The organism is Streptomyces sp. NPDC002776 (assembly GCF_053592195.1).
Map to the genome: position 1 here is coordinate 86,427 of NZ_JBSFVG010000013.1, position 21,865 is coordinate 108,291.

General features: G+C 71.5%; 18 protein-coding genes and 2 pseudogenes. 13 read left to right on the forward strand and 7 right to left on the reverse strand.

Annotated features, from left to right (window positions below; translation table 11 throughout):
* Window positions 1–32: 32 nt before the first annotated feature.
* Window positions 33–1,058, forward strand: coding sequence for a non-homologous end-joining DNA ligase (gene ligD / locus ACWD11_RS24975; protein WP_389419133.1), 1,026 nt, complete (start codon window positions 33–35; stop codon window positions 1,056–1,058).
* Here ligD and ACWD11_RS24980 read toward each other — a convergent pair.
* A complete protein-coding gene (locus ACWD11_RS24980; RefSeq protein ID WP_451285621.1) occupies window positions 1,045–3,231 on the reverse strand; it encodes an OmpL47-type beta-barrel domain-containing protein in 2,187 nt (728 codons plus the stop codon). The genes ligD and ACWD11_RS24980 overlap by 14 nt on opposite strands.
* A complete protein-coding gene (locus tag ACWD11_RS24985) occupies window positions 3,231–5,708 on the reverse strand; it encodes a ThuA domain-containing protein (protein WP_389419131.1) in 2,478 nt (825 codons plus the stop codon). The genes ACWD11_RS24980 and ACWD11_RS24985 overlap by 1 nt, the downstream gene beginning before the upstream one ends.
* A 163-nt stretch (window positions 5,709–5,871) precedes the next feature.
* Between ACWD11_RS24985 and ACWD11_RS24990 the strand changes: the two genes are divergently transcribed.
* From ACWD11_RS24990 to ACWD11_RS25005, 4 genes are all read left to right on the forward strand, one after another.
* Window positions 5,872–6,882 (forward strand): multicopper oxidase domain-containing protein, encoded by a 1,011-nt coding sequence (locus tag ACWD11_RS24990; RefSeq protein WP_451285623.1) that lies wholly within the window; start codon window positions 5,872–5,874, stop codon window positions 6,880–6,882.
* A 66-nt stretch (window positions 6,883–6,948) separates the two neighbouring features.
* Window positions 6,949–7,959: a LacI family DNA-binding transcriptional regulator gene (locus ACWD11_RS24995; RefSeq protein ID WP_389419129.1), complete on the forward strand. Its 1,011-nt coding sequence runs from the start codon at window positions 6,949–6,951 to the stop codon at window positions 7,957–7,959.
* Between the two features lie 469 nt (window positions 7,960–8,428).
* The gene (locus ACWD11_RS25000) at window positions 8,429–9,223 is read left to right on the forward strand and encodes a VOC family protein (RefSeq protein WP_451285625.1); all 795 of its coding nucleotides are present in this window, start codon (window positions 8,429–8,431) and stop codon (window positions 9,221–9,223) included.
* Window positions 9,224–9,375: 152 nt separating this feature from the next.
* Entirely contained in the window at window positions 9,376–9,621 is a 246-nt protein-coding gene (locus ACWD11_RS25005; RefSeq protein WP_250073254.1) for a WhiB family transcriptional regulator, read from the forward strand.
* 675 nt (window positions 9,622–10,296) lie between these two features.
* Here ACWD11_RS25005 and ACWD11_RS25010 read toward each other — a convergent pair.
* The 4 genes from ACWD11_RS25010 to ACWD11_RS25025 form a co-directional block, all read right to left on the reverse strand.
* Window positions 10,297–11,274 (reverse strand): acyl-ACP desaturase, encoded by a 978-nt coding sequence (locus tag ACWD11_RS25010; protein ID WP_389419127.1) that lies wholly within the window; start codon window positions 11,272–11,274, stop codon window positions 10,297–10,299.
* A gap of 216 nt (window positions 11,275–11,490) precedes the next feature.
* Window positions 11,491–12,267: a dimethylargininase gene (gene ddaH, locus ACWD11_RS25015; protein WP_389419126.1), complete on the reverse strand. Its 777-nt coding sequence runs from the start codon at window positions 12,265–12,267 to the stop codon at window positions 11,491–11,493.
* A gap of 92 nt (window positions 12,268–12,359) precedes the next feature.
* On the reverse strand, window positions 12,360–14,618 hold the full coding sequence (locus tag ACWD11_RS25020; protein ID WP_451285628.1) for an ATP-binding cassette domain-containing protein: 2,259 nt from the start codon (window positions 14,616–14,618) through the stop codon (window positions 12,360–12,362).
* Between the two features lie 10 nt (window positions 14,619–14,628).
* Entirely contained in the window at window positions 14,629–16,251 is a 1,623-nt protein-coding gene (locus ACWD11_RS25025; protein WP_451285630.1) for an ABC-F family ATP-binding cassette domain-containing protein, read from the reverse strand.
* 339 nt (window positions 16,252–16,590) lie between these two features.
* Here ACWD11_RS25025 and ACWD11_RS25030 point away from each other — a divergent pair, with 339 nt between their 5' ends.
* From ACWD11_RS25030 to ACWD11_RS25040, 3 genes and pseudogenes are all read left to right on the forward strand, one after another.
* Window positions 16,591–17,244, forward strand: coding sequence for a GNAT family N-acetyltransferase (locus ACWD11_RS25030; protein ID WP_389419123.1), 654 nt, complete (start codon window positions 16,591–16,593; stop codon window positions 17,242–17,244).
* Window positions 17,245–17,390: 146 nt separating this feature from the next.
* A pseudogene (locus tag ACWD11_RS25035) lies at window positions 17,391–17,702 on the forward strand (isocitrate lyase/phosphoenolpyruvate mutase family protein); the annotation flags it as partial.
* A 177-nt stretch (window positions 17,703–17,879) separates the two neighbouring features.
* Window positions 17,880–18,326 (forward strand): annotated as a pseudogene (locus ACWD11_RS25040) (isocitrate lyase/phosphoenolpyruvate mutase family protein); the annotation flags it as partial.
* Here ACWD11_RS25040 and ACWD11_RS25045 read toward each other — a convergent pair.
* Window positions 18,323–18,739, reverse strand: coding sequence for a spore wall synthesis regulator SsgD (locus ACWD11_RS25045; protein WP_389419122.1), 417 nt, complete (start codon window positions 18,737–18,739; stop codon window positions 18,323–18,325). The pseudogene ACWD11_RS25040 and the gene ACWD11_RS25045 overlap by 4 nt on opposite strands.
* A 275-nt stretch (window positions 18,740–19,014) precedes the next feature.
* Between ACWD11_RS25045 and ACWD11_RS25050 the strand changes: the two genes are divergently transcribed.
* From ACWD11_RS25050 to mmpA, 5 genes are all read left to right on the forward strand, one after another.
* The gene (locus tag ACWD11_RS25050; protein ID WP_451285633.1) at window positions 19,015–20,148 is read left to right on the forward strand and encodes a WD40/YVTN/BNR-like repeat-containing protein; all 1,134 of its coding nucleotides are present in this window, start codon (window positions 19,015–19,017) and stop codon (window positions 20,146–20,148) included.
* Window positions 20,149–20,196: 48 nt separating this feature from the next.
* Window positions 20,197–20,526, forward strand: coding sequence for a plasmid stabilization protein (locus tag ACWD11_RS25055; protein WP_389419120.1), 330 nt, complete (start codon window positions 20,197–20,199; stop codon window positions 20,524–20,526).
* Window positions 20,527–20,554: 28 nt separating this feature from the next.
* Window positions 20,555–21,292 carry an endonuclease V gene (locus ACWD11_RS25060; RefSeq protein WP_451285635.1) on the forward strand — a complete coding sequence of 246 codons (738 nt, stop codon included), beginning with the start codon at window positions 20,555–20,557 and terminating at the stop codon, window positions 21,290–21,292.
* A 95-nt stretch (window positions 21,293–21,387) separates the two neighbouring features.
* Window positions 21,388–21,597 carry a hypothetical protein gene (locus tag ACWD11_RS25065; RefSeq protein WP_389419118.1) on the forward strand — a complete coding sequence of 70 codons (210 nt, stop codon included), beginning with the start codon at window positions 21,388–21,390 and terminating at the stop codon, window positions 21,595–21,597.
* Between the two features lie 90 nt (window positions 21,598–21,687).
* On the forward strand, window positions 21,688–21,864 hold the full coding sequence (gene mmpA / locus ACWD11_RS25070) for a morphogenic membrane protein MmpA (RefSeq protein ID WP_389419223.1): 177 nt from the start codon (window positions 21,688–21,690) through the stop codon (window positions 21,862–21,864).
* Window position 21,865 lies beyond the last annotated feature (1 nt).

A 21,865-nucleotide genomic window follows, 5' to 3' on the forward strand; every position in this document is an offset into this window, starting at 1 on the left:
GAGCCGTGGGAGGTGCGCCTACCGTGGCTCGCATGGGTGAAGCGGTGGAGTTGGCGGCGGGCGGACGCACGGTACGGCTGTCCAGCCCGGACAAGGTCTTCTTCCCGGAGCGCGGTTTCACCAAGCTGGACCTCGCCCGGTACTACCAGGCCGTCGGGCCCGGCATCCTGCGCGCCCTGCGGAACCGGCCCACCACGCTGGAGCGCTATCCGGACGGGGTGAACGGCGAGAACTTCTTCCAGAAGCGGGCCCCCAAGAACATGCCCGACTGGATCCCCACCGCCCACATCACCTTCCCCAGCGGACGCAGCGCCGACGAGATGTGCCCGACCGAGGAGGCGGCCGTGCTCTGGGCCGCCCAGTACGGCACGCTCACCTTCCACCCCTGGCCGGTGCGCCGGGACGACGTCGACAGCCCCGACGAACTCCGCATCGACCTCGATCCGCAGCCCGGCACCGACTACGACGACGCGGTCCGCGCCGCGCACGAACTGCGTGCCGTGCTGGAGGAGTTCGGGGGCCTGAAGGGCTGGCCCAAGACCTCCGGCGGACGGGGTCTGCATGTCTTCGTGCCGATCGAACCGCGCTGGACGTTCACCCAGGTCCGCCGCGCCGCCATCGCCGTCGGCCGGGAGATGGAGCGCCGGATGCCGCAGCAGGTGACGATCAAGTGGTGGAAGGAGGAGCGGGGCGAGCGGATCTTCATCGACTACAACCAGACCGCCCGCGACCGCACCATCGCCTCCGCCTACTCGGTGCGCCCCCGCCCGCACGCCCCCGTCTCCGCACCCCTGACCTGGGACGAGGTCGGCACCGCCCACCCCCGCGACTTCGACCTGGCGACCATGCCGGCCCGCTTCGCCGAACTCGGCGACGTGCACGCCGACATGGACGAGCACCGCTTCTCGCTGGAGGCACTGCTGGAGCTGGCCGCGCGGGACGAGCGCGACCACGGGCTCGGGGATCTGCCGTACCCGCCCGAGTATCCGAAGATGCCGGGAGAACCCAAGCGGGTACAGCCGAGCAAGGCCCGCAAAGAAGGGCCTACAGCTCCTTGATCCGGATGTCCCGGTACGACACCACGTCCGTCGTGCCGTGCACCTGGAGGCCCAGGTAACCGGAGGCGAACCGGCGTCCGTCCGTGCCGGGGTCGTCCGAGCGGGGCGGGGAGAAGTCCTGGCCGCCCAGGTTGTCGAACTCGTTGATCAGCACGCCGTTGCGGTAGACCGAGTAGTGCTGGTCCACCACCCGGATCTCGTAGTCGTTCCACGTGCCCTTCTCGGTCACGCCCGCGCCGGCCAGGCCGACCCGGTCGAAGCCGTAGACCGATCCCGTCTTGTACATGTCGCCGTCGGGCCGGTCGAGCACCTGCACCTCGTGGCCGTACTTGATGGCGACCCACTCGGGACGGGTCTCCTCGGGGTGGTCGTGGACCCACGGGAAGCGCACGAAGACACCGGAGTTGGCGTTCCCGGTGCCCGGAGCGTCGTCACGCCACTGCAGGCGCAGCGAGAAGTCGCCGTACTTGCGCTCGGGGAACCACAGCATGCCGAGCCCGGCCCGGGTGGTGCCGCTGGTCATCGACCCGTCGGCGTTCAGGCCGAACGAACCGCCGCCCACGTGCCGCCACTTGGCGAACGAGCCGGCGCTGCCGTCGAACAGCGTGCGGTAGCCCTCGGTCTGGCCCGGTGTGCCGATACCGGACTGGCGGGCGGCCCTGGTGATCAGGTTGTACTCGCGCTGGTCGACGACGCCTTCCCGCAGCAGCCGGTCGAGGACCGTCTTCACATGCTTGAGGAACAGCGCCTGGGACGTCCACTCCTTCTCGTCCTCGATCAACTCGTTGATCCGGCAACGGTTGTTCGTGAGCCGGTTCGGCACCCCGGAGTCGACCGTCCCGACGATGACCGTCAGCCGCTCGTCGTACTCCGGACAGGGCGGCGCCGGCACCCCGCCCGGCACGACCGTGAAGCTCACCGTCCGTGCCGCGGAGGTGTTGCCCGCCGTGTCGGTCGCCCGGTACGCGAGTGTGTGCGCGCCCGCCCGGTCGACGATCACGGGCGCGCTGTACGCCAGATAGGGCCCGCCGTCGAGCGAGTACTCGATGCCCGCGACCCCGCCCGCGTCGGTCGCGCTGACCGTCACCTTGGCGCTCGCCACGTACGCACCGTCGGAGTTGCGCGTGCCCTCCACGGTCACGCCCGTCACCGGCGGTGTGGTGTCCTGCGGCGGCGCCGCGACCACCGTGAACTCCACGCTCTTGACGGCCGCCACGTTCCCCGCCTTGTCGGTGGCGCGGAACCGGACGGTGTGCGTGCCTACCTGATGCACCATCACGGGCATGGTGTACGGCTGCCAGGCGCCCGTCCCGACGGCGTACTCGATGGTGTTGACGCCCGAACCGGTGTCGGAGGCGGAGACGGTCACCGTCGCCATGTCGGTGTAACTGCCGTCGGGATTGCGCTCCCCGCTCACCGTCGCGGAGGTCTCCGGCGGGGTCGTGTCGTCCGTGGGCGGCGCCACGACCGTGAACGCGGCGCTCTTCTCGGCGGAGACGTTCCCCGCCTTGTCCACGGCCCGGTAGCGCACCGTGTGGTCGCCGACCTGATCCACCACGACCGGCGTGGTGTACGGCTGCCAGGCGCCCGTGGCGCCGACCGCGTACTCGACGCGGTCCACCCCGGAGCCACCCTCGTCGGTGGCGTGGATCATGACGCTCGCCGAACCGACGTACTGGCCCTGCGCGTTCTGCGTGCCACTGACGTGCGCCGAGGTCGCGGGCGCGGTGGTGTCCTCGCCGGTGCCCTCGGTGACGACGAGGATGCCCTGCATCTGGCCGTGGCCGGGGATCGTGCAGGAGTAGAAATAGCGGCCCGGGGTGAGCGTGACCTCGGCGGTGTGGCGGCCGCCCTTGTCGTCGCCCGGGGTCGCCAGGATGTTGAGCTGGACATCGCTGTTGAACTCGGGGTCGCTGGTGGCGAACGTCAGCGTGTGCGGCATGCCGGTGGTGTTGCCGGTCGCCGCGCTGTTCTCGAAGACGATCGTCGCCGCGCCCGCCACCGCCGTGGTGGGGGCCGAGGTGTACTTGGTGATGTCGTCGCCCGCCGTCCAGGTGAGCACCTGCGCCGCGGCAGCCGCCGGTTCGGGCCGGGCGGTGGACGGCGCCGCCTGGACCCCGAGCAGGACCAGTACGGCGGTCAGCAGGGCCGTCAGGAGTCTTCGCTGCCGCATCACTGAGCTCCCCTCGCCAGCTGTCCGGCGGCCGGCGTCGGGCCGCCACCGGTGTACGTGATCCGCCACAGCGCGGACTTGGCGTCCGAGGTGAAGAAGCCGCGGCCGTAGTCGAGGACGTAGAGCGCGCCGTCCGGGCCGAACCTCCAGTCCATGAGGTTCTTGATGCCGTCGTTGCCGACCGGCACGATCTTCTTCAACGACTCCGAGTGCACCGGCAGTCCGCCTTCGCCGTGCGTCCTCGGGTCGGTGATGACCGCGTTGCGCGGCTGGTCGGCGTCGTAGAAGTCGCCCACGAACCACTTCCCGTCCCAGTACGCGGGCCACTTGGTGGTGCTGGTGCTCGCCGCGTCGTAGCGGTAGACGGGCCCGTTCATCGCGGCCTGTCCGCCGCCCTTGAGCCACGGCAGCAGATACGTGGACTCCGCCTGCTGGTAGGACGGGACGCCGTTCGCGTCGCGCGGGAAGTCCGGGGCGCCGCCCTGGGGCGAGTACCAGATGTTGTTGCCGGTCACTGGCGGCAGGTTGACCAGGCCGTCATTGTTCGGCGACTCGTTCTTCGGGTGGTCGCAGTCGTACCAGCCGAGCGGCTTGGCCGGATCCGGCAGATTGCGGTCCCGGTAGGGCTGCTTGTTGCCCATGCAGTACGGCCAGCCCCGGTTGCTCGCCTTGGTGATGACGGCGAACGTGTCGTACTTGGCCGGGCCCCAGGTCGGCGACGGAGCGCCGGCGTCCGGGCCGACCCAGCCGGCGTAGAGGATGTCGGTCGACTTGTCGACGAAGATACGGGCCGGGTTCCTGACCCCCATCACATAGATCTCGCCGCGCGTCTTGCCGCCGCCCTCGTCCGTCTCCCGCCCGGTGAACAGGTTCCCCTCGGGCAGGGTGTACGTCCCGTCCGGCTCCGGATGGATGCGCAGGATCTTGCCGTTGAGGTTGTTGGTGTTCCCGGCGGTCCGGCGCGCGTCGGCGAAGGAGACGCCCTTGTAGTTCGGCTGAGGGTTGTTGCCCGAGTAACCGTCGCTGAAGCGGCTGGAGTTGTTGTCGCCGGTCGCGATGTACAGGTTGCCCTGGGAGTCCCAGGTCATCCCGCCGCCCGCGTGGCAGCAACTGTGGATCTGCACCGGCCACTTGAGCAGCACCTTCTCGCTGCTCAGGTCGAGCTTGTTCGTCGCGAGGTCGAGCGTGAAGCGGGAGACCCGCCGCTCGGCCATGCGGGTGTCACGGTTGATCTGAGCGTGCGGGGTCCAGTGCAGGTACACCCACCCGTTCTCCTGGAACCGCGGATCCAGCTCGATGCCGAGCAACCCCTCCTCGACCTTGACCAGTTCGTCGCCGCCGCCCTTGTTGCCGAAGACGGTGAGCGCGCCCGCCCGGGTGACCTGCTCGGTCGTCGGGTCGTAGACGTGGATCTCGCCCTGGCCCTTGCCGATGTCGGGGTTGTTCCAGTCGGTGATCACCGGCTGGGAGGAGTCGGCGCCGCCGCGCCCGATGTAGAGCACTCGCCCGTCGGGGGCGGTGACCAGGCCGTGCGGTTCGCCGATCTGGTCGTTCTGGCCCGGCTGGTTGGGCCGGGTGAGCCGCTCGGCCGTGTAGTGGCCGGTGATGGTGGCCTTGCAGTCCGCCCGCACCAACCGGGTCGTCCACAGCAGGGCGCCGCGCAGATGGGCGCGGAAGTCCGTCTCGTCGTACGAGGAGACGGTGCCGCCCATGCCGGTGTAGAAGGACCGGCCGCCATCGTAGTCACGGCACCAGCTCACCGGGTGGTCCCAGCCGCCCGCGCCCGCACCGGGCTGGTACGTCGACTCGCGCACCCGGGCGACGGTGTGCACGCTGCCGGTGGGGTTCTTCGTCCAGTTCAGCCAGCGGTCCGGACGCTTCCACTGCACCGGCAGATCCTTGGTCGCCGGATGCGAGCGGTCGCCGACCTCCACGGTCGCCCGCTGCACGCCGGCCGGGCCGCCGGACGCCGGCCGGGCACCGATCAGCCCGGTGAACCACTCCGAGTACGGCTCGGCGCGCGCCGCGTCGTGCAGGCCGACGAAACCGCCGCCCGCCTCCATGTAGGCCTCGAGACCCGCTTCCTGCTCGGGGTCGAGGACGTCGCCGCCGCCGGTCGGGAACACGACGGCGTTGTAACGGCCCAGCGCGGTCTCGTCGGTGAAGACCGAGGCGTCGTCCGTCGCCTCGACCTTGAAGCGCTGGTTCAGCGGCCCCGAGAGACCGATCTTCTCGATCGCCTCGATACCGGCGTTCACCAGGGGCGACTCGTCGCCGGCGGCGGCGGAGCCGTAGAAGATCAGCACGCGTACGTTCGCGCCGCCCGGGGGCGACTTGATGGACATCGTTGTCAGGGTCGGGTCGGGGGCCACGCGCGCACTCGCGGGCGGGCCCGACAGCAGTCCGGCGGCAACGGCTCCGGCCGCTACGGCCGCCGCCCAGCCGCGTCTTCTCGTGCTCAACCCTCGTAAGTGCATGGGCACCTCCTCGGTCACAGCAACAGCGCCATGGAAGCTAGACCTCTTCGCTTCACTCGCCAATACCTATGACCAGAATGGAACGAACTTTGTCCTGCGTGTGGATAAACCGCTCCGGTCCCGCTACTGTCTCGAACTCCGTACCGGAACAGGGGAGTTCGGCATGGACAGACGCGGCTTCAACCGTCGGGTACTGCTGGGCGGCGCCGCCCTCACGACATCGTTGTCTATGGCGCCGAAGGCCACCGGCGCCGACCGAACGGCGGGCACGGCGACCGCCACGGGCGAGGTCAGACACCTCAAGCTGTACGCCGAGAAGCTCGCCGACGGGCAGATGGGCTACGGCTTCGAGAAGGGCAAGGCGACCATCCCGGGACCGCTGATCGAGGTCACCGAGGGCGACACCCTGCACATCGAGTTCGAGAACACCATGGACGTGGCGGCCAGCCTCCATGTGCACGGCCTGGACTACGAGATCTCCAGCGACGGCACCAAGCTGAGCAAGAGCGACGTCGAGCCCGGCGGAACCCGCACCTACACCTGGCGCACCCACGCCCCCGGCCGCCGCAAGGACGGCACCTGGCGGGCGGGCAGCGCGGGTTACTGGCACTACCACGACCACGTGGTCGGGACGGAACACGGAACGGTCGGCATCAGGAAGGGCCTGTACGGGCCGGTGATCGTGCGGCGCGCGGGCGATGTGCTGCCGGACATGACGTACACGATCGTCTTCAACGACATGCTGATCAACAACAAGCCGGCGCACTCCGGGCCCAACTTCGAGGCCACCGTGGGGGATCGGGTCGAGTTCGTGATGATCACGCACGGCGAGTTCTACCACACCTTCCACCTGCACGGTCACCGCTGGGCGGACAACCGCACGGGCATGCTCACCGGGCCCGACGATCCCAGCCAGGTCATCGACAACAAGATCGTGGGCCCGGCGGACTCCTTCGGCTTCCAGGTGATCGCGGGCGAGGGGGTCGGCGCGGGGGCCTGGATGTACCACTGCCATGTGCAGAGCCACTCCGACATGGGGATGGTGGGGCTGTTCCTGGTGAAGAAGACGGACGGGACGATCCCGGGGTACGAGCCGCACGAACACGAGCACCGGCAAGAGCAAGAGCAAGAGCAAGAGCAAGAGCAAGAGCAAGAGGAAGAGCACGAGCACTGAGTCAGGACTGGAGCGCTCTCACGGCGTGGGAGGCCGGGGCTATCCTGGGCCGATGAGGAGCCCGAAGTGACCGGTACCGCCCCGCGTCCCACGCTGGAGGCCGTGGCCGCACGCGCCGGGGTCTCACGGGCCACCGCGTCCCGGGTGGTCAACGGCGGGGACGGGGTCAGGGAACCCCTCGCCGCGCGGGTGCGGCGAGCGGTGGAGGAGCTCGGATACGTGCCCAATCAGGCGGCCCGCAGTCTGGTCACCCGGCGCCACGACGCGGTGGCCGTCGTCGTCGCGGAACCGGAGAGCCGGGTCTTCGCCGACCCCTTCTTCGCCCTGCAACTGCGGGGCATCAGCAAGGAGTTGGCCGCACACGACAACCAGCTCGTCCTGCTGCTCACCGAGGGCCGCGACGACCATGCCCGGGTCGCCCGCTATCTGTCCGGCGGGCATGTCGACGGCGCGCTGGTCTTCTCCCTGCACCTCGACGACCCGCTGCCCGGACTGATCCAACAGGCCCGGATTCCCACGGTGTTCGGGGGACGGCCCGGCTGGCGCGGGGTCCGCGGCGACGTGGTGTACGTCGACAGCGACAACCGGGGCGGGGCGCGGGAGGCCGTACGGCATCTCGTGCGGCTCGGCCGGAGCCGGGTGGCGCACATCACCGGGGCGCTGGACCAGACCTCGGCGGTGGACCGGCTGGACGGGTACCGGGATGTCATGGAGGGCGCGGATCCGCGGTGGATCGCCGAGGGCGACTTCACGCCGGGCGGCGGTGAACGGGCGATGCGCGAACTCCTCGACCGCTGCCCGGACGTGGACGCCGTTTTCGCCGCGAACGACCTGACCGCGGCAGGCGCCCTGCGGGTGCTGCGGGAGCGGGGGCGGCGGGTGCCGCAGGACGTGGCCGTCATCGGGTTCGACGACATGCTGCCGGTGGCCGAGCAGACGGATCCGCCGCTTACGACGGTCCGTCAGGACATCGAGGAGATGGGGCGGTTGATGGCCCGGCTGCTGCTGCGCGGGCCGGCCGAGGAGCAGGCGAGCGTGGTCCTGCCGACGACGCTGGTGCGGCGGGGCTCGGCCTAGAACGGGGAGGGTGTTCTCCGACGGGACGACCCGGGCGGCAGGGCCGTCGGCCGGTCTGCTCCAGGCGGAAGCCGACTGGTCGGCGGTGCCTGTCGGGGACGACCACTACCCGTCTCCGAGGCGGGCTGGTCCTGCGTGCCGAGCCGGTCGAGAATCCCCCGGATGGCCCCGTGGGTCAGGGCTCCTCGTGGCGGAGCGGGGAGCAGGTACTCAGCGCCTCGGCCCACGGGGCTGCGAACATACGTTCGACGTGTTGCGGCGTGGCCCGGTCCCGGGACAGGGACGTCCCCGAACGGCTCCGGCGTCGGCTCCCCCGTGCCCAAGACCCGCTCCCGCGCCGCACGCTCCGGTAAGAGCATCCGAACGGTCGGATGCGCTTCCACGGATAAGACGCGCTCCGACGGCGATTGTCAGTGGGCGGTGGAAGACTCGGCTGAGCACGCATCGGGACCCCTCGGAGGAGGGCATCATGCTCACCACCCGTTTTGTCCACGGCGCTCCCAACTGGGTCGACGTCGGGACCACCGACATCGACGGCGCCACCGCCTTCTACCACGCCCTGTTCGGCTGGGAGTTCCGGTCGGCGGGCCCCCAGTCAGGCGGCTACGGCTTCTTCCAGCTCGACGGGAGGACCGCCGCCGGTGGCATGCAGAACCCGCCCGAGCAGGGCCCGCCCGCCTGGACCATCTACTTCCACAGCCCGGACGCGGACGCCACGGCGAAGGCGGTGGAGCGGGCGGGCGGCCGGGTGGTCATGCCGCCCGACGACGTCATGGGCAAGGGCCGCATGGCCATCCTCGCCGACCACGCGGGGGTGACGTTCGGCATCTGGCAGCCCGCCGCCCTCCAGGGCCTCGACGTCGCGGGCGACCCCGGCTCGCTGTGCTGGGTGGAGCTGTACACCCAGGACCTGGCCCGGGAGGCCGCCTTCTTCGACACCGTGTTCGGCTGGGAGACCTCGGCGATGGCCTTCCCCGGCGGCGTCTACACCTGTATCAACCCCGCCGGCGCCGGCGAGGACGCCATGTTCGGCGGCCTGGTCACCCTGGCCGACGACCCCACCGGCACCGAGGAGGAGCCGTACTGGCTGCCGTACTTCGAGGTCGGGGACACCGATGTCGTCGTCAGCAAGGCGCAGGAGCAGGGCGGCACGGTCCGGATGCCCGCCGTCGACGTGGAGGGTGTCGGCCGGATGGCCAAGCTGGAGGACCCCTACGGCGCCCGCTTCGCGGTGATCAAGAGCGCCGCCCCGCAGGAGGGCTGACCGGGCGCCCGGATCGCGTCGGACACGCCGCGCGCCGCCGTGCTTTCCGGGGCGCGGCGGGGGCATCATCGTGCGGTCGCCCGGGGCCGCGCCCCCGAGGCGTTGATCCGGCGTTGATCGAACGTTTTTCGCCGCCGGGCACGCTTCGGGCCATGTTCATCGACACAGTCACCACGCCCGATCTCACCTGGCAGCAGGAGGCGTTGTGCGCGCAGACCGGGGCGGACTTCTTCTTCCCGGAGCCGGGCAGCTCCGTACGGGAGGCGAAGCGGATCTGCGGCCTGTGCCCCATCCGCTCAGCCTGCCTGGAGTACGCCCTGGACAACGACGAGCGTTTCGGCGTCTGGGGCGGCCTGTCGGAGAAGGAACGCCTGGCGCTGCGGCGCACGGCCCACTGACGTGAGGTCACGCCCCGTGCGCCGTCGGGAAACGGGGCGACCGGCCGTTCGCGGTGCGGTTGGGATCCGGGGGCACACCCGGGCGTAGCGCGGGCCGTCGGGGCGTACGGACAGCGCCCACCGGGCGTAACCGGGCAGCGGAGCCTCGTCGTCCGCCGCGGCGACCGTGTCCCGGTCGCCGCGGGTGAGGACCATCGAGGCGGCGGCGCGGCCCTCGCTCATCGAGGTGACGCGCGCAGGCAGCCGACGAGGCCGTGGCGACGTAACGCGTGGGCACCTCCGGCTCCTGGCCGATGAGCCGGGGGTCCACCCGGACCGGTTCGGTGCGGCCGGGACCGAACGGGATGCCGCGGACGACGGCGCGGCGCAGCCCCGCGTCCGTCTCCGGGTGCCGCCACATCACGGCGCTCAGGGTCGGGTCGTCGTTCTCCAGGATCCACAGCGCGACGGAGACCGGCAGCAGCCGGGACCACGTCCACGCGCGCTGCAGGCGCCGTACGGTCGCGTCGGGCGCCTCGGGGCCGGGCAGACCGGTCCGCGTGCGGACCCGGGCGGGGTGTCCTCGTCGACCAGGCCGAGCAGGAATCCGGCGCCTGCTGCGACCTGCTGTTCTCACGCATGGCCTGCATGGTGCCGCAGGCCCGCGATCCGCCCCAGGGAGATACCGGGAGGGCGTCAGCCCGCGGCGCGTGCCGCCATGCGCGCCTTGCGCGCGGCCAGCTTCTCGTCGAACTTCGAGGCCTCGGCGTCCAGGCCGTTCATGAACAGGCCGAGTTCCTCCTGCGCCTTGAGGCCCTCCGGGCCGAGGCCGTCGATCTCCAGGACCTTCAGGTGGCGCAGCACGGGCTGGAGCACGTCGTCGTGGTGGATCCGCATGTTGTAGACCTCGCCGATCGCCATCTGCGCGGCGAACCGCTCGAAGCCGGGCATGCCGTGACCGGGCATCCGGAAGTTCACGACGACGTCCCGGACCGCCTGCATGGTCAGGTCGGGGGCGAGCTCGAAGGCGGCCTTCAGCAGGTTCCGGTAGAAGACCATGTGCAGGTTCTCGTCGGTCGCGATGCGCGCGAGCATGCGGTCGCAGACCGGGTCGCCGGACTGGTGGCCGGTGTTGCGGTGCGAGATGCGCGTCGCGAGCTCCTGGAAGGCGACGTAGGCCACCGAGTGCAGCATCGAGTGCCGGTTGTCCGACTCGAAGCCCTCGCTCATGTGGGCCATGCGGAAGGCTTCCAGCTTGTCCGGGTCCACCGCGCGCGAGGCGAGCAGGTAGTCGCGCATCACGATGCCGTGCCGGCCCTCCTCGGCGGTCCAGCGGTGCACCCAGGTGCCCCAGGCGCCGTCGCGGCCGAAGAGCGAGGCGATCTCGTGGTGGTAGCTGGGCAGGTTGTCCTCGGTCAGCAGGTTCACGACCAGCGCGATCCGGCCGATCTCGGTGACCTTGGACTGCTCCTTGTCCCAGGCCTCGCCGTCCTCGAAGAACCCGGGGAAGTTGCGGCCGTCGGACCAGGGCACGTACTCGTGCGGCATCCAGTCCTTGGCGACCGAGAGATGGCGGTTCAGTTCTGTCTCGACCACTTCCTCGAGCGCGTAGAGCAGCCTGGCGTCGGTCCAGGCCGAGGACGGGCTGCCGAGGTTCGGGGAAGTAATCGTCACGGGAACTCCAGGGGGACGTCACACGAGCGGAAGCGGACCGGCTGGCGGTCGGTTGAACCTACGGAATCGTAGGCTACGAGACCGTAGGTTACGAACCCGTAGGTTAAAAATGCTGTAAGGACCGCTGATCAGCCGGGTTCCCAAGGATGCGGAGGCCATGCCGAAGAGCCCCGGGACCGGCAGGTCCCGGGGCTGAGAGCATGAAGTGTCACCTGGTCAGGCGTACAGGTCCCGCATCCGTACCGAGAGACATGTCACACAGCCTTCGAGCTTCTCGAACTCGCCGATGTCCACCACGACCGGCTCATGACCGAGGTCGGCGAGCAGTTCCGCCGTCTTCGGCGCGCTCGCGGAGATCAGCAACCGGTTGCCGCCGAGCAGCACCACATGGCCCCCGGCCTCCTCGGGCACCGACAGGAAGCGCGGGAAGAGCGCCGGCCGGTCGACCTTCGGGATGTGCCCGATCACCGTCCCGTCGGGCAGCGCGGTGACCGCGGACTTCAGGTGCAGCACCTTGCTCACCGGTACGGCGACGACCCGCGCCCCGAGCGGCTCGAAGGCGGCCCGCACCTGCTGGACCCCGGCCGCGTTGGTGCGCCCGCCGCGGCCGACGTAGATCGTGTCGCCGACCTTCAGCACATCGCCGCCGTCCAGGGTGCCGGGCTCCCAGATCCAGTTCACCGAGCAGCCGAGGGAGGCGACGGCCTCCTCGACGCCGACGGTCTCCGCGCGCCGCGCCTCGGCGCCGGGGCGGGTGATCAGCGCGACGTTCCGGTACATGACGACCGTGTCCTCGACGAACACCGCATCGGGGCAGTCGTCGGCCGGATCCACCTCGACGGTCTCCCAGCCGTGGGCGCGCAGCGCCTCCGTGTACGCCTCCCACTGCTCCACAGCACGGCCGACGTCGACCTTCTCCCGCTCGATGTGCGTCACCAGCCCTTCGGCGAGGCGCGGGCCGGGGCGGCGGACGAGGGCCTTCTTGCTGGGCACGAGATTCTCCGAATCGGCGACAGGTTCCGGCGCCCGTGATCCGGCGCCGGTCCGCCATCATGCAGGGCCGGTCCGCCCGGACAAAACCCGTCTCACCAGGCTGTGGCCCTCCTGAGATGCTCCGCGGTGAAGGATCCGGGGACGTCGAGGAGCCCGCGCGGGGTACCGGTGAAGATCACCTCGCCGCCGTCGCGCCCGCCGTCCGGGCCGAGGTCGACGACCCAGTCGGCGTGCGCCACCACGTCCAGGTGGTGCTCGACCACCACGACCGTGTTGCCCACGTCGACCAGCCGGTCCAGCAGGGCGAGCAGCGCGTCCACGTCGGACAGGTGCAGCCCGGTCGTCGGCTCGTCGAGGACGTACAGGGCCCCGGTCAGATGCAGCCGGGTCGCCAGCTTGATGCGCTGGCGCTCCCCGCCGGAGAGCGTGGACAGCGGCTGGCCGAGGGTGAGGTAGGTGAGCCCGACGTCGCGCAGGGCGCTCAGCCGGCGCCGTACGCCGGTGTCGGCGAAGAAGTCGAGCGCCTGCCCCGCCGTCATCTCCAGGACGTCCGCGACGGAGCGGCCGTCGACGGTCAGCCGCAGCACCTCGTCCTTGAAGCGCCGCCCCTCGCAGTCGTGACAGGTCGTCGTCACCGGGTCCATGAAGGCGAGGTCGGTGGAGATGATCCCGCGGCCCTCGCAGGTGGCGCAGGCGCCGGAGGAGTTGAAGCTGAACAGGCCCGCCTCGGCACCGGTCTCCCGGGCGAAGATCTTCCGGACCGTGTCCATGATCCCGACATAGGTCGCCGGGGTGGACCGCGCCGAGATCCCGATCGACGACTGGTCCACGACCACCGCCTCCGGGTGCGCCCGGGTCAACTCCGCGACCAGGGAGCTCTTGCCCGACCCGGCCACCCCCGTCACCACGGTCAGCACCCCGGTCGGGAACTCCACCGTCACGTCCCGCAGGTTGTGCCGGTCCGCGCCCTTCACCCACAGCCCGCCGGTCGCCTCCCGCACGGTCTCCTTCACGGCGGTACGCCGGCCCAGACACCGCCCGGTCAGCGTCCCGGAGGCGGCCAGACCGTCCGGGGTGCCCTCGAACACCACCCGCCCGCCGTCGGCGCCGGCCCGCGGACCCATGTCGACCACATGGTCCGCGAGGGCGATGACGTCCCGGTCGTGCTCCACCACGAGCACGGTGTTGCCCTTGTCGCGCAGCCGCAGCAGCAGTTCCCCGAGCCGCCCCACGTCCCGCGGGTGCAGCCCGACGCTCGGCTCGTCGAAGATGTACGTCATCCCGGTCAGGCTGGAACCGAGGTGCCGCACCGTCTTCAGCCGCTGCCCCTCGCCGCCGGAGAGCGTGGCCGTTTCCCGGTCCAGGCTGAGATAGCCGAGCCCGATCGCGTCGATGCGCTCCAGCGCGGCCACCGCGGCCCCGGCGATCGGCCGCGCGACCGGGTCGTCGATCTCCTTCAGTACGGGGATGAGGTCGCTGACCTGCATCCGGGTGCAGTCGGCGATGGTCCGGCCGTCGATCTCGGTGGCGAGCGCCGCCGCGTTGAGCCGGGCGCCGCGGCAGGCCGGGCAGACGCCGTCCACCATGAACTCCCCGACCAGGTCACGGGTCTTCTGGCTCATCGACGACAGGTCCCGCTTCAGGTACAGCCGTTCGAAACGGTCGGCGAGCCCTTCGTAGTCGGTGGTCCAGGTGCCGCCCGAGCCGCTGACGGTGACCTTGCTGCCGGGCCTGCCCCGCAGCAGGAACTCCCGCTCCGCGGCGGTGAACCGCCGCACCGGCTTGTGCGGGTCCAGCTCGGCGGAGTTCGTGTACGCCTGCCCCTGCCAGGTGCCCGCGGCGAACGGAGGGAAGCGGACCGCGCCGTCGGCGAGGGAGCGATCCTCGTCCAGGATGCGGCTCCAGTCCGGCCCCACGGCCCGCCCGAGACCGTCGCACTGGGGGCACATGCCCGAGGGGTCGTTGAAGGAGTACGCGGTCGCGGGACCGGCACTCGGGGTGCCGTGCCGGGAGAACAGCACCCGGATGACCGAGTAGACGTCCGTCATCGTGCCGACCGTGGAGCGCGAGTGGCCGCCGATCGGGCGCTGGTCGACGACGATCGCGGGGGAGAGGTCCTGCAGCGTCTCCGCGTGCGGCCGTTCGTACTTGGGCAGCCGGTTGCGCACGAACCAGGTGAACGTCTCGTTCAGCTGGCGCTGCGACTCCACCGCGATGGTGTCGAAGACGACCGAGGACTTGCCCGATCCCGAAACGCCGGTGAACACGGTCAGCCGGCCCTTCGGGATGCGGAGCGTGACGTCCTTGAGGTTGTTCTCCCTGGCTCCGGTGATGGTGATGAACTCGCTCATGGCTTCGACGCTAGGCGGGATACCCGACAGCCTCTGGCGTGATTTCCTTCAGTTCTCCGTCGAGCAGCAGCCAGCGGGTGATGCCGAGGGACTGCAGGAACGGCAGGTCGTGGCTGGCCACGATCAGCGCTCCCTCGTACGACTCCAGGGCCGTGGTGAGCTGCCGTACGCTCGCCATGTCCAGGTTGTTCGTCGGCTCGTCCAGCATCAGCAACTGCGGGGCGGGCTCGGCCAGCATCAGCGCCGCCAGTGCCGCCCGGAAGCGTTCGCCGCCGGAGAGCGTGGCCGCCTTCTGGTCGGCGCGGGCGCCCCGGAACAGGAAGCGGGCCAGCCGCGCCCGGATCCGGTTGTTGGTGGCGGCCGGCGCGAACCGGGCCACGTTCTCGGCGACGGTCCGCTCGCCGTCCAGGACATCGAGCCGCTGCGGCAGGAACCGCATCGGCACATGCGTGCGGACCTCGCCCGACACCGGCTCCAACTCCCCGGCGATGGTGCGCAGCAGCGTGGTCTTGCCCGAGCCGTTGCGCCCGATCAGCGCGATCCGCTCCGGCCCGCGCAGATCGAACCCGCCCGCCACACGCGCCCCGTGGGCCAGTTCCAGATCCAGCAGCGTGAGCACTTCACGGCCCGGCGGTACGGCCGTGTACGGCAGGTCGACGCGGATCACGTCGTCGTCCCATACGGCCTCCACCGCCTCGTCGAGCCGCTCCTTGGCCTCGGCGAGCTTCTCCTCGTGCATGATCCGGTGCTTGCCCGCGGACTCCTGCGCCGCCCGCTTGCGCGCCCCCATGATGATCTTCGGCTCGCGCTTCTGGTCCCACATCTTCTGGCCGTACCGCTTGCGGCGTGCCAACTTGACCTGGGCGTCGGTCAGTTCGCGCTTCTGCTTCTTCAGATCGGCCTCGGCGACCCGCACCATCCGCTCGGCCGCCTCCTGTTCCACCGCGAGTGCCTCCTCGTACGCCGAGTAGTTGCCGCCGTACCAGGTGATCTCCCCGGCGCGCAGATCGGCGATCTGGTCGACGAGGTCGAGGAGTTCGCGGTCGTGGCTGACCACGACCAGGACCCCCGGCCAGGCGGAGACCGCGGCGTACAGCCTCCGGCGCGCGTACAGGTCGAGGTTGTTGGTCGGCTCGTCCAGGAGCAGGACGTCCGGGCGGCGCAGCAGCAGCGCGGCGAGCCGCAGCAGCACCGACTCGCCGCCGGACACCTCGCCGACCGTGCGGTCCAACTGGATGTGGGCGAGGCCGAGTTCGGCGAGCGTGACGAGGGCTCGCTCCTCCACGTCCCAGTCGTCGCCGACGGTCTCGAAGTGCGCCTCGGACACGTCGCCCGCCTCGATGGCGTGGAGCGCGGCGCGCCGGTCGGCGATGCCGAGGGCCTCGTCGACCTTGAGGCCGGTGTCGAGCGTGATGTTCTGCGGCAGGTAGCCGACCTCGCCCGCGACACGGACGGTGCCGTCGGCGGGGGTGAGCTCACCGGCGATGAGCTTCAGCAGGGTGGATTTCCCCGAGCCGTTCACTCCGACGAGCCCGGTGCGGCCGGGGCCGAAGGCGGTGTCGAGGCCCTCGAAGACGGGGGTGCCGTCGGGCCAGGTGAAGGCGAGGGACGTACAGGTGATGGAAGGTGACATGCGGGCCTCCGCGGTTGCTCGACGCGACAAGGGCAAACGCGTATCGAGACACCTGCGACCCGCGGAGAGGCCTCGGGAGGGCAGCGCAAAGGCCCTGTTCCGGAGGACGGCTCGAACGCCGAGGTCGCACACGGCAGCCACACCACAGGGGGCGTGACGGCGGGTGTCTCAGGACCTCAGACGAGCAACGTCCTTCTCCAATCGACGGCAACAGGACCGCTGTACACCGTAGGAAGGGGCGGAAGGGCTGTCAACGGAATTAATGCGAGCCGGCACAAGGGGCAGACAGCCATCGCGTAATATGCACTCACCGTCTTTGCCTATTACGGGGGGATCCGTATGGACGCCGAACTCGTACGTTCGTGGGTGGAGGGCTGGGTCGTCTCCCGCGGAGCCGCGCCGCCGGTCGCCGAGCCCTGGGGCTTCACCGTCGACGTGGGGCTGACCGGCCACGTCACCCGGCATGTCCTGCCCGATGCCGACGAGGCGCTGGTCCGCAAACTGACGGAGGCGGCCACGGCGCCTGGCATATGGCTGAAGGTTTTCCTGCCGCGGCGGACCGTCGCCCCCTGGGTGGCGCCCGGCTGGCGCTTCGAGGACGACGGCTTCCTGATGACCGCCCCGCTGCGGTCCGCCGCCGCCGGGGTGCCCGCCGGATACCGGACGCGTACCTGGACCAGGGGCGGTGTCACCCGCGTGCTCGTCCTGACCGAGGACGGCGCCTTCGCGGCCCGTGGCCAGGTCGTGGTGCCCGGCCCCGGGCGGAGGGCCGTGGTCGACCAGGTCGAGACCTCCGCGGCCCACCGCCGCAGGGGACTCGGCAGTCTGGTCATGCGGACTCTGGCGAACACCGCCGTCGCCGCGGGCGCCTCGGACGCCGTGCTGGCCGCGACGACCGAAGGGCGCGCGCTGTACGCGTCCCTGGGCTGGCACACCCGCGGCCCGCTGACCAGCCTGGTCCGTGACGTCGCGGCGCACACGCCGAGCGCCTGAGCACGCCGGGAAGCTCCGCGTCCCGGGCGGTACGTCCCTGCCGGATTCCTGCCGGATTCCTGCCGGACCGTGCCCAGTCGAACTGGTCGGGTCGGCGCACGACGAAGGACTCCTCCCTCCGCGAGCGCGCTCCCGCCTTCCGCTCCCTGCACGTCCCGGGCACCCCGCTGGTGCTGCCGAACGCCTGGGACACCGCCGGTGCGCGCGTCGTCGCGGACGCCGGCGCCCCCGCCCTGGCCACCACGAGCGCTGGGCTCGCCCGGGACCTCGGTGCCGCGGACGGCGGCCGGGTGGACCGCGGCCGAGCCCTCGCGGCCCTCGCCGCCGCCGTGGCGGTGCCCGTGAGCGCGGACATCGACAGCGGATAGGCCGAGGATCCGGCGGGCGTCGCCGGGACGGTCCGGGCGCTGCTCACGCTCGGCGCGGTGGGCGTGAACATCGAGGACGCCCGGTACGAGCCCGGCGCGGGGCCGCTGCGCCCGGTGAACGCATAGAGCCCGGTGGAGATCTGCTGGCCCGGCAGACGGCCGCGCAGGCGAGTGCCCTCGCGGGCAGCGACCCCAAGACGACGGCCGTACCCGCACCATCACCACGCAGGGCGTGCAGTGGCGCAACCGGCCCGGTACGAGCCCGGCGCGGGGCCGCTGCGTCCCGTTCCCGAGCAGGCGGAGCGGATCGCCGCCGATGCCGAGGAGGTGCCGCTGTTCGTCAATCCACCCATCGACACGTTCCTGCGGGGCGCCGGGGGAGTGGACGCCACCCTGGAGCGGGCCGCCGCCTTCCTCGCCGCGGGCGCCGACCGGATCTTCGTCCCCGGGGCCGTCGACCCGGGAACCGTGAAGCTGCTCGTCGACGGGATCGACGAGCCCCTGAACGTGCCGGCGGGCCCCGGCGCGCCGACCGTGCCCGAGCCGGCCTCGCTCGGCGTGGCGCGCGTCAGCGTCGGCTCGGGAATAGCCCAGGCCGTCCACGCCCTCGTTCCGCGCGCCGCGCGGGAGCTGCCCGGCGCGGGGACCTGCGGGACACTCGCGGGCGGAGCCGACCACGGTGAGCTGGGCTCCCTGCTGGGCAGCGCCCGCTAGCAGGCGTCCCGCATCAGTTCGGCCAGGTCGTGGTCCAGGTCGAGCTGGAGGTGTTCCAGGCCGACCGGGACCAGCTCGCCGGTGGCCTCCAGGAACCGGCGGATCTCACCGCTGCGCACGTGCACGACGGCCGTGCCCTCGGGGGCGTGGAACTCCAGGACCGTGCGGTCGTAGCCGTAGGGCCGGACGCGGACGTCGCCGTGGCCCACGTTCTCGCGCATCCCGTCGGTGAGGAGCTCCCGGCTGAAGGTCCAGCAGACCTCGACGCCCTCCAGCGTGGCCGGGGCCGGGAAGGTCATGCGGACGGCGAACGGGTCGCGCCGGTCGTAGTGCAGCGTGGCGGGGATGCTCGACACCCGCGGGGCGGCGGCGACGAGACGGGCCTCTACGAGCTGCTCGATGACGTAGGACAACGCCTTGCTCCCTTGCGACGGCTGGACGGGGCTCCGGGATGGCCGGGCACTGTAAGAGACGACGGAATCGAGGAATCCGTGCACACCGGGGTCGAGTGACCTCGGTCACCGCCTTTCATGCACTGGAGTGGCGGGGTTCGTCTGTTGGTGTTGTGGAGGCCTTATGTGGCTACTGAGGCGGCCTGGACTGCATGTGGCTACCGAGGCGGTCTGCCGGCATGAGGCTGCCGAGGCGGTCTGGACGGCGCCGTAGGGGTGGACTAGCTTCCCCCGCCATGAGGGCCTTGGGGAACACGCGGCACCGGGGACGCACGTTTCGCACGACGGCCGCGGGGGTGGTGGGCACGGCGGCGCTGGCCGCGCTGACAGCCGTCCCGGCGCAGGCCCACGCGCCTGCGCAGACGCACGAGGAGGCTTCCTCGCACGGGCAGTCGTCCCTCCGCTGGGCGCTCAAGGACACCGGCAGCCCCACCGTGCGGTTCCGCGGGCTCGCGGCCGTCGATCGGGACACCGCCTGGCTGGCCGGGAGTGCCGGTACGGTGCTGCGCACCACGGACGGCGGGGCGAGCTGGCGGAACGTCTCGCCGCCGGGGGCCGGGGAGCTTCAGTTCCGGGACGTCGAGGCGTTCGACGCGCGCCGGGCCGTGGTGCTCGCCATCGGGGAGGGCGAGGCGTCCCGGGTGTACCGCACCGACGACGGCGGGGCGACCTGGACCGAGGCGTTCCGCAATACCGACCCGCGCGCCTTCTACGACTGCATGGCCTTCTTCGACCGCCGCCACGGCCTCGCGATGAGCGACCCGGTGGAGGGCAGGTTCCGCATCCTGTCCACGGCCGACGGCGGCCGGTCCTGGACGGTCCTGCCCCAGGACGGGATGCCCGGCGCGCTGCCGGGCGAGGCCGGGTTCGCGGCCAGTGGCCAGTGCCTGGTGACGGCCGGGTCCAAGGACGTCTGGCTGGCCACCGGCGGCGCCGCACGCGCGCGTGTGCTGCACTCCGCCGACCGCGGACGGACCTGGACCGCCGCCGACACCCCGATCCCGGCCGGGGACCCCGCCCGGGGTGTCTTCGCCCTCGCCTTCCGCGACCGGGCCCACGGGCTCGCCGTCGGCGGCGACTACCGCCCCGACCAGAGCTCCCCGAGCGCGGCGGCCCGCACCCGGGACGGCGGCGCCGGCTGGCGGCCCGCCGCGGCCCCGGTCAGCGCCTACCGCTCGGGCGTCGCCTGGCTCCCGCACAGCCGCACCGCCGCCCTCGCGGTCGGCCCCACCGGCACCGACCTGACCACGGACGGCGGCCGCACCTGGCGGACCGTCGACACCGGCTCGTACGACACCGTCGACTGCACGCCCGACCTCGGCTGCTGGGCGGCCGGCGAGAAGGGACGCGCGGCCCGTCTGGAGAGGTGATCTCGAATGTGGGTACTCGGCCGCCGACCGCGGAAGGAGTGAGCGCACATGCCCAGCGGTTCGAGTCCCAAGCGGGAACGCCAGTACGAGCACATCAAGAAGAGCGCGCAGGAGCGCGGCGAGAGCACCGGGCGGGCCAAGGAGATCGCCGCCCGCACGGTGAACAAGGAACGCGCCCGCTCCGGCGAGTCCAAGACGGCCGGCCGCACCTCGACCCAGGACATGTCGTCCGGCAAGCGGGGCGGCCAGCGGTCCGGCAAGGGCTCCCAGGGCCCCACGTACGACCAGCTGTACGAGGAGGCCAAGCGCCGCAACGTGCACGGCCGTTCGGACATGAACAAGAGCCAGCTCAAGCGCGCCCTGGGTGACAAGAGCTGACCGAGGGGGCCGTACGCTCGTCGGCATCATGACGACCGTACGCATCCCCGCGGGCTGGCCCGCCACCGAGGAAGAGGCCCGTGCCGTCCAGGACGAGCTGCGCGCACGCGTGGTGCTGGACGAGCCGGGCCCGCCGCCCGGCACCGGGCACGTCACCGGCGTCGACGTGGCCTACGACGACGAGCGGGACGTCGTGGCGGCGGCGGCCGTCGTCCTGGACGCGGCGACCCTGGAGGTCGTCGCGGAGGCGACCGCCGTCGGCCGGATCTCCTTCCCGTACGTGCCGGGCCTGCTGGCCTTCCGGGAGATCCCCACGGTCCTGGCCGCCCTCGGCGCGCTCTCCTGCGACCCCGGCCTGGTGGTCTGCGACGGCTACGGCCTCGCCCACCCCCGCCGCTTCGGCCTCGCCAGCCACCTCGGCGTCCTCACCGGCCTGCCCACCATCGGCGTCGCCAAGAACCCCTTCACCTTCTCCTACGACGAGCCGGACGCGCCCCGAGGATCCTCGTCCCCCCTGCTCGCGGGCCCGGAGGAGGTCGGCCGTGCCCTGCGCACCCGGGAGTCCGTGAAACCCGTCTTCGTCTCCACCGGCCACCGCGTCGCCCTCGCCACGGCCTGCGCCCACACCCTCGCCCTCACCCCGGCCTACCGCCTCCCGGAAACCACCCGCACAGCAGACGCCCTCTGCCGCCGGACCCTGCGCGAGGCGACGACACCGGACGAGCAACTCGCCGCACGCGCGCGTGCCGACAAGACCCGTTCCTGAGGGCGCACTCTCTTCGAGTCCCAGCGCAACCCGGTGGCCTGGGCGGGCTTTTCGGACGGGTGCGGGGAGCCGGGACCGGGGCCGAGGACCAGCTGGTGTTCCGGCTCGCGGAGCAGGTGGCCAAGGTCGCCCACAACGCGGCGGGTCCGCCGCCGTACTTCGACCATCATGCGGGCTGGGACATCGGCCCGCTCGCCTGCCGGATCGCGGCCGCCTCCCCCGACCCCGCTCTCCGGGCCCGCCTCGAAGCCGCGCTGGGGGACCGGCCCCCGGCGGACCACGTCGACCGAGCACCCGGGATCTGAGTACGTCGTCTGAGTACCCGTACGGATGTCCGCGCCCCGCCCGGTCGGCAGGCTGGGCGCATGACGTCGCACCGTGTGGCCTCGCACCGCATGACCTCTCAGCGGGGGGCTTCCCGGCGTACCGCCTCCAGGCGTTCGCCGAAGCCCCTCGCCGATCCCGAGCGGCCCGTCGAGCGGGCCGTGACGGTCGTGCTCGTGCTCGCGGTGCTGGCGGGGCTCGGGTGGATCTGCGGGATGATCTACACCGTGGCCCAGTGGCCCCTGTAGG

Bases quoted from the DNA above. Each gene is read 5' to 3' on its own strand.
- ligD (WP_389419133.1), top strand. From the start codon at position 33: ATGGGTGAAGCGGTGGAGTTGGCGGCGGGCGGACGCACGGTACGGCTG.
- ACWD11_RS24980 (WP_451285621.1), bottom strand. From the start codon at position 3,231: ATGCGGCAGCGAAGACTCCTGACGGCCCTGCTGACCGCCGTACTGGTC.
- ACWD11_RS24985 (WP_389419131.1), bottom strand. From the start codon at position 5,708: ATGCACTTACGAGGGTTGAGCACGAGAAGACGCGGCTGGGCGGCGGCC.
- ACWD11_RS24990 (WP_451285623.1), top strand. From the start codon at position 5,872: ATGGACAGACGCGGCTTCAACCGTCGGGTACTGCTGGGCGGCGCCGCC.
- ACWD11_RS25000 (WP_451285625.1), top strand. From the start codon at position 8,429: ATGCTCACCACCCGTTTTGTCCACGGCGCTCCCAACTGGGTCGACGTC.
- ACWD11_RS25005 (WP_250073254.1), top strand. From the start codon at position 9,376: ATGTTCATCGACACAGTCACCACGCCCGATCTCACCTGGCAGCAGGAG.
- ACWD11_RS25020 (WP_451285628.1), bottom strand. From the start codon at position 14,618: ATGAGCGAGTTCATCACCATCACCGGAGCCAGGGAGAACAACCTCAAG.
- ACWD11_RS25025 (WP_451285630.1), bottom strand. From the start codon at position 16,251: ATGTCACCTTCCATCACCTGTACGTCCCTCGCCTTCACCTGGCCCGAC.
- ACWD11_RS25030 (WP_389419123.1), top strand. From the start codon at position 16,591: ATGGACGCCGAACTCGTACGTTCGTGGGTGGAGGGCTGGGTCGTCTCC.
- ACWD11_RS25050 (WP_451285633.1), top strand. From the start codon at position 19,015: ATGAGGGCCTTGGGGAACACGCGGCACCGGGGACGCACGTTTCGCACG.
- ACWD11_RS25055 (WP_389419120.1), top strand. From the start codon at position 20,197: ATGCCCAGCGGTTCGAGTCCCAAGCGGGAACGCCAGTACGAGCACATC.
- ACWD11_RS25060 (WP_451285635.1), top strand. From the start codon at position 20,555: ATGACGACCGTACGCATCCCCGCGGGCTGGCCCGCCACCGAGGAAGAG.
- mmpA (WP_389419223.1), top strand. From the start codon at position 21,688: ATGACCTCTCAGCGGGGGGCTTCCCGGCGTACCGCCTCCAGGCGTTCG.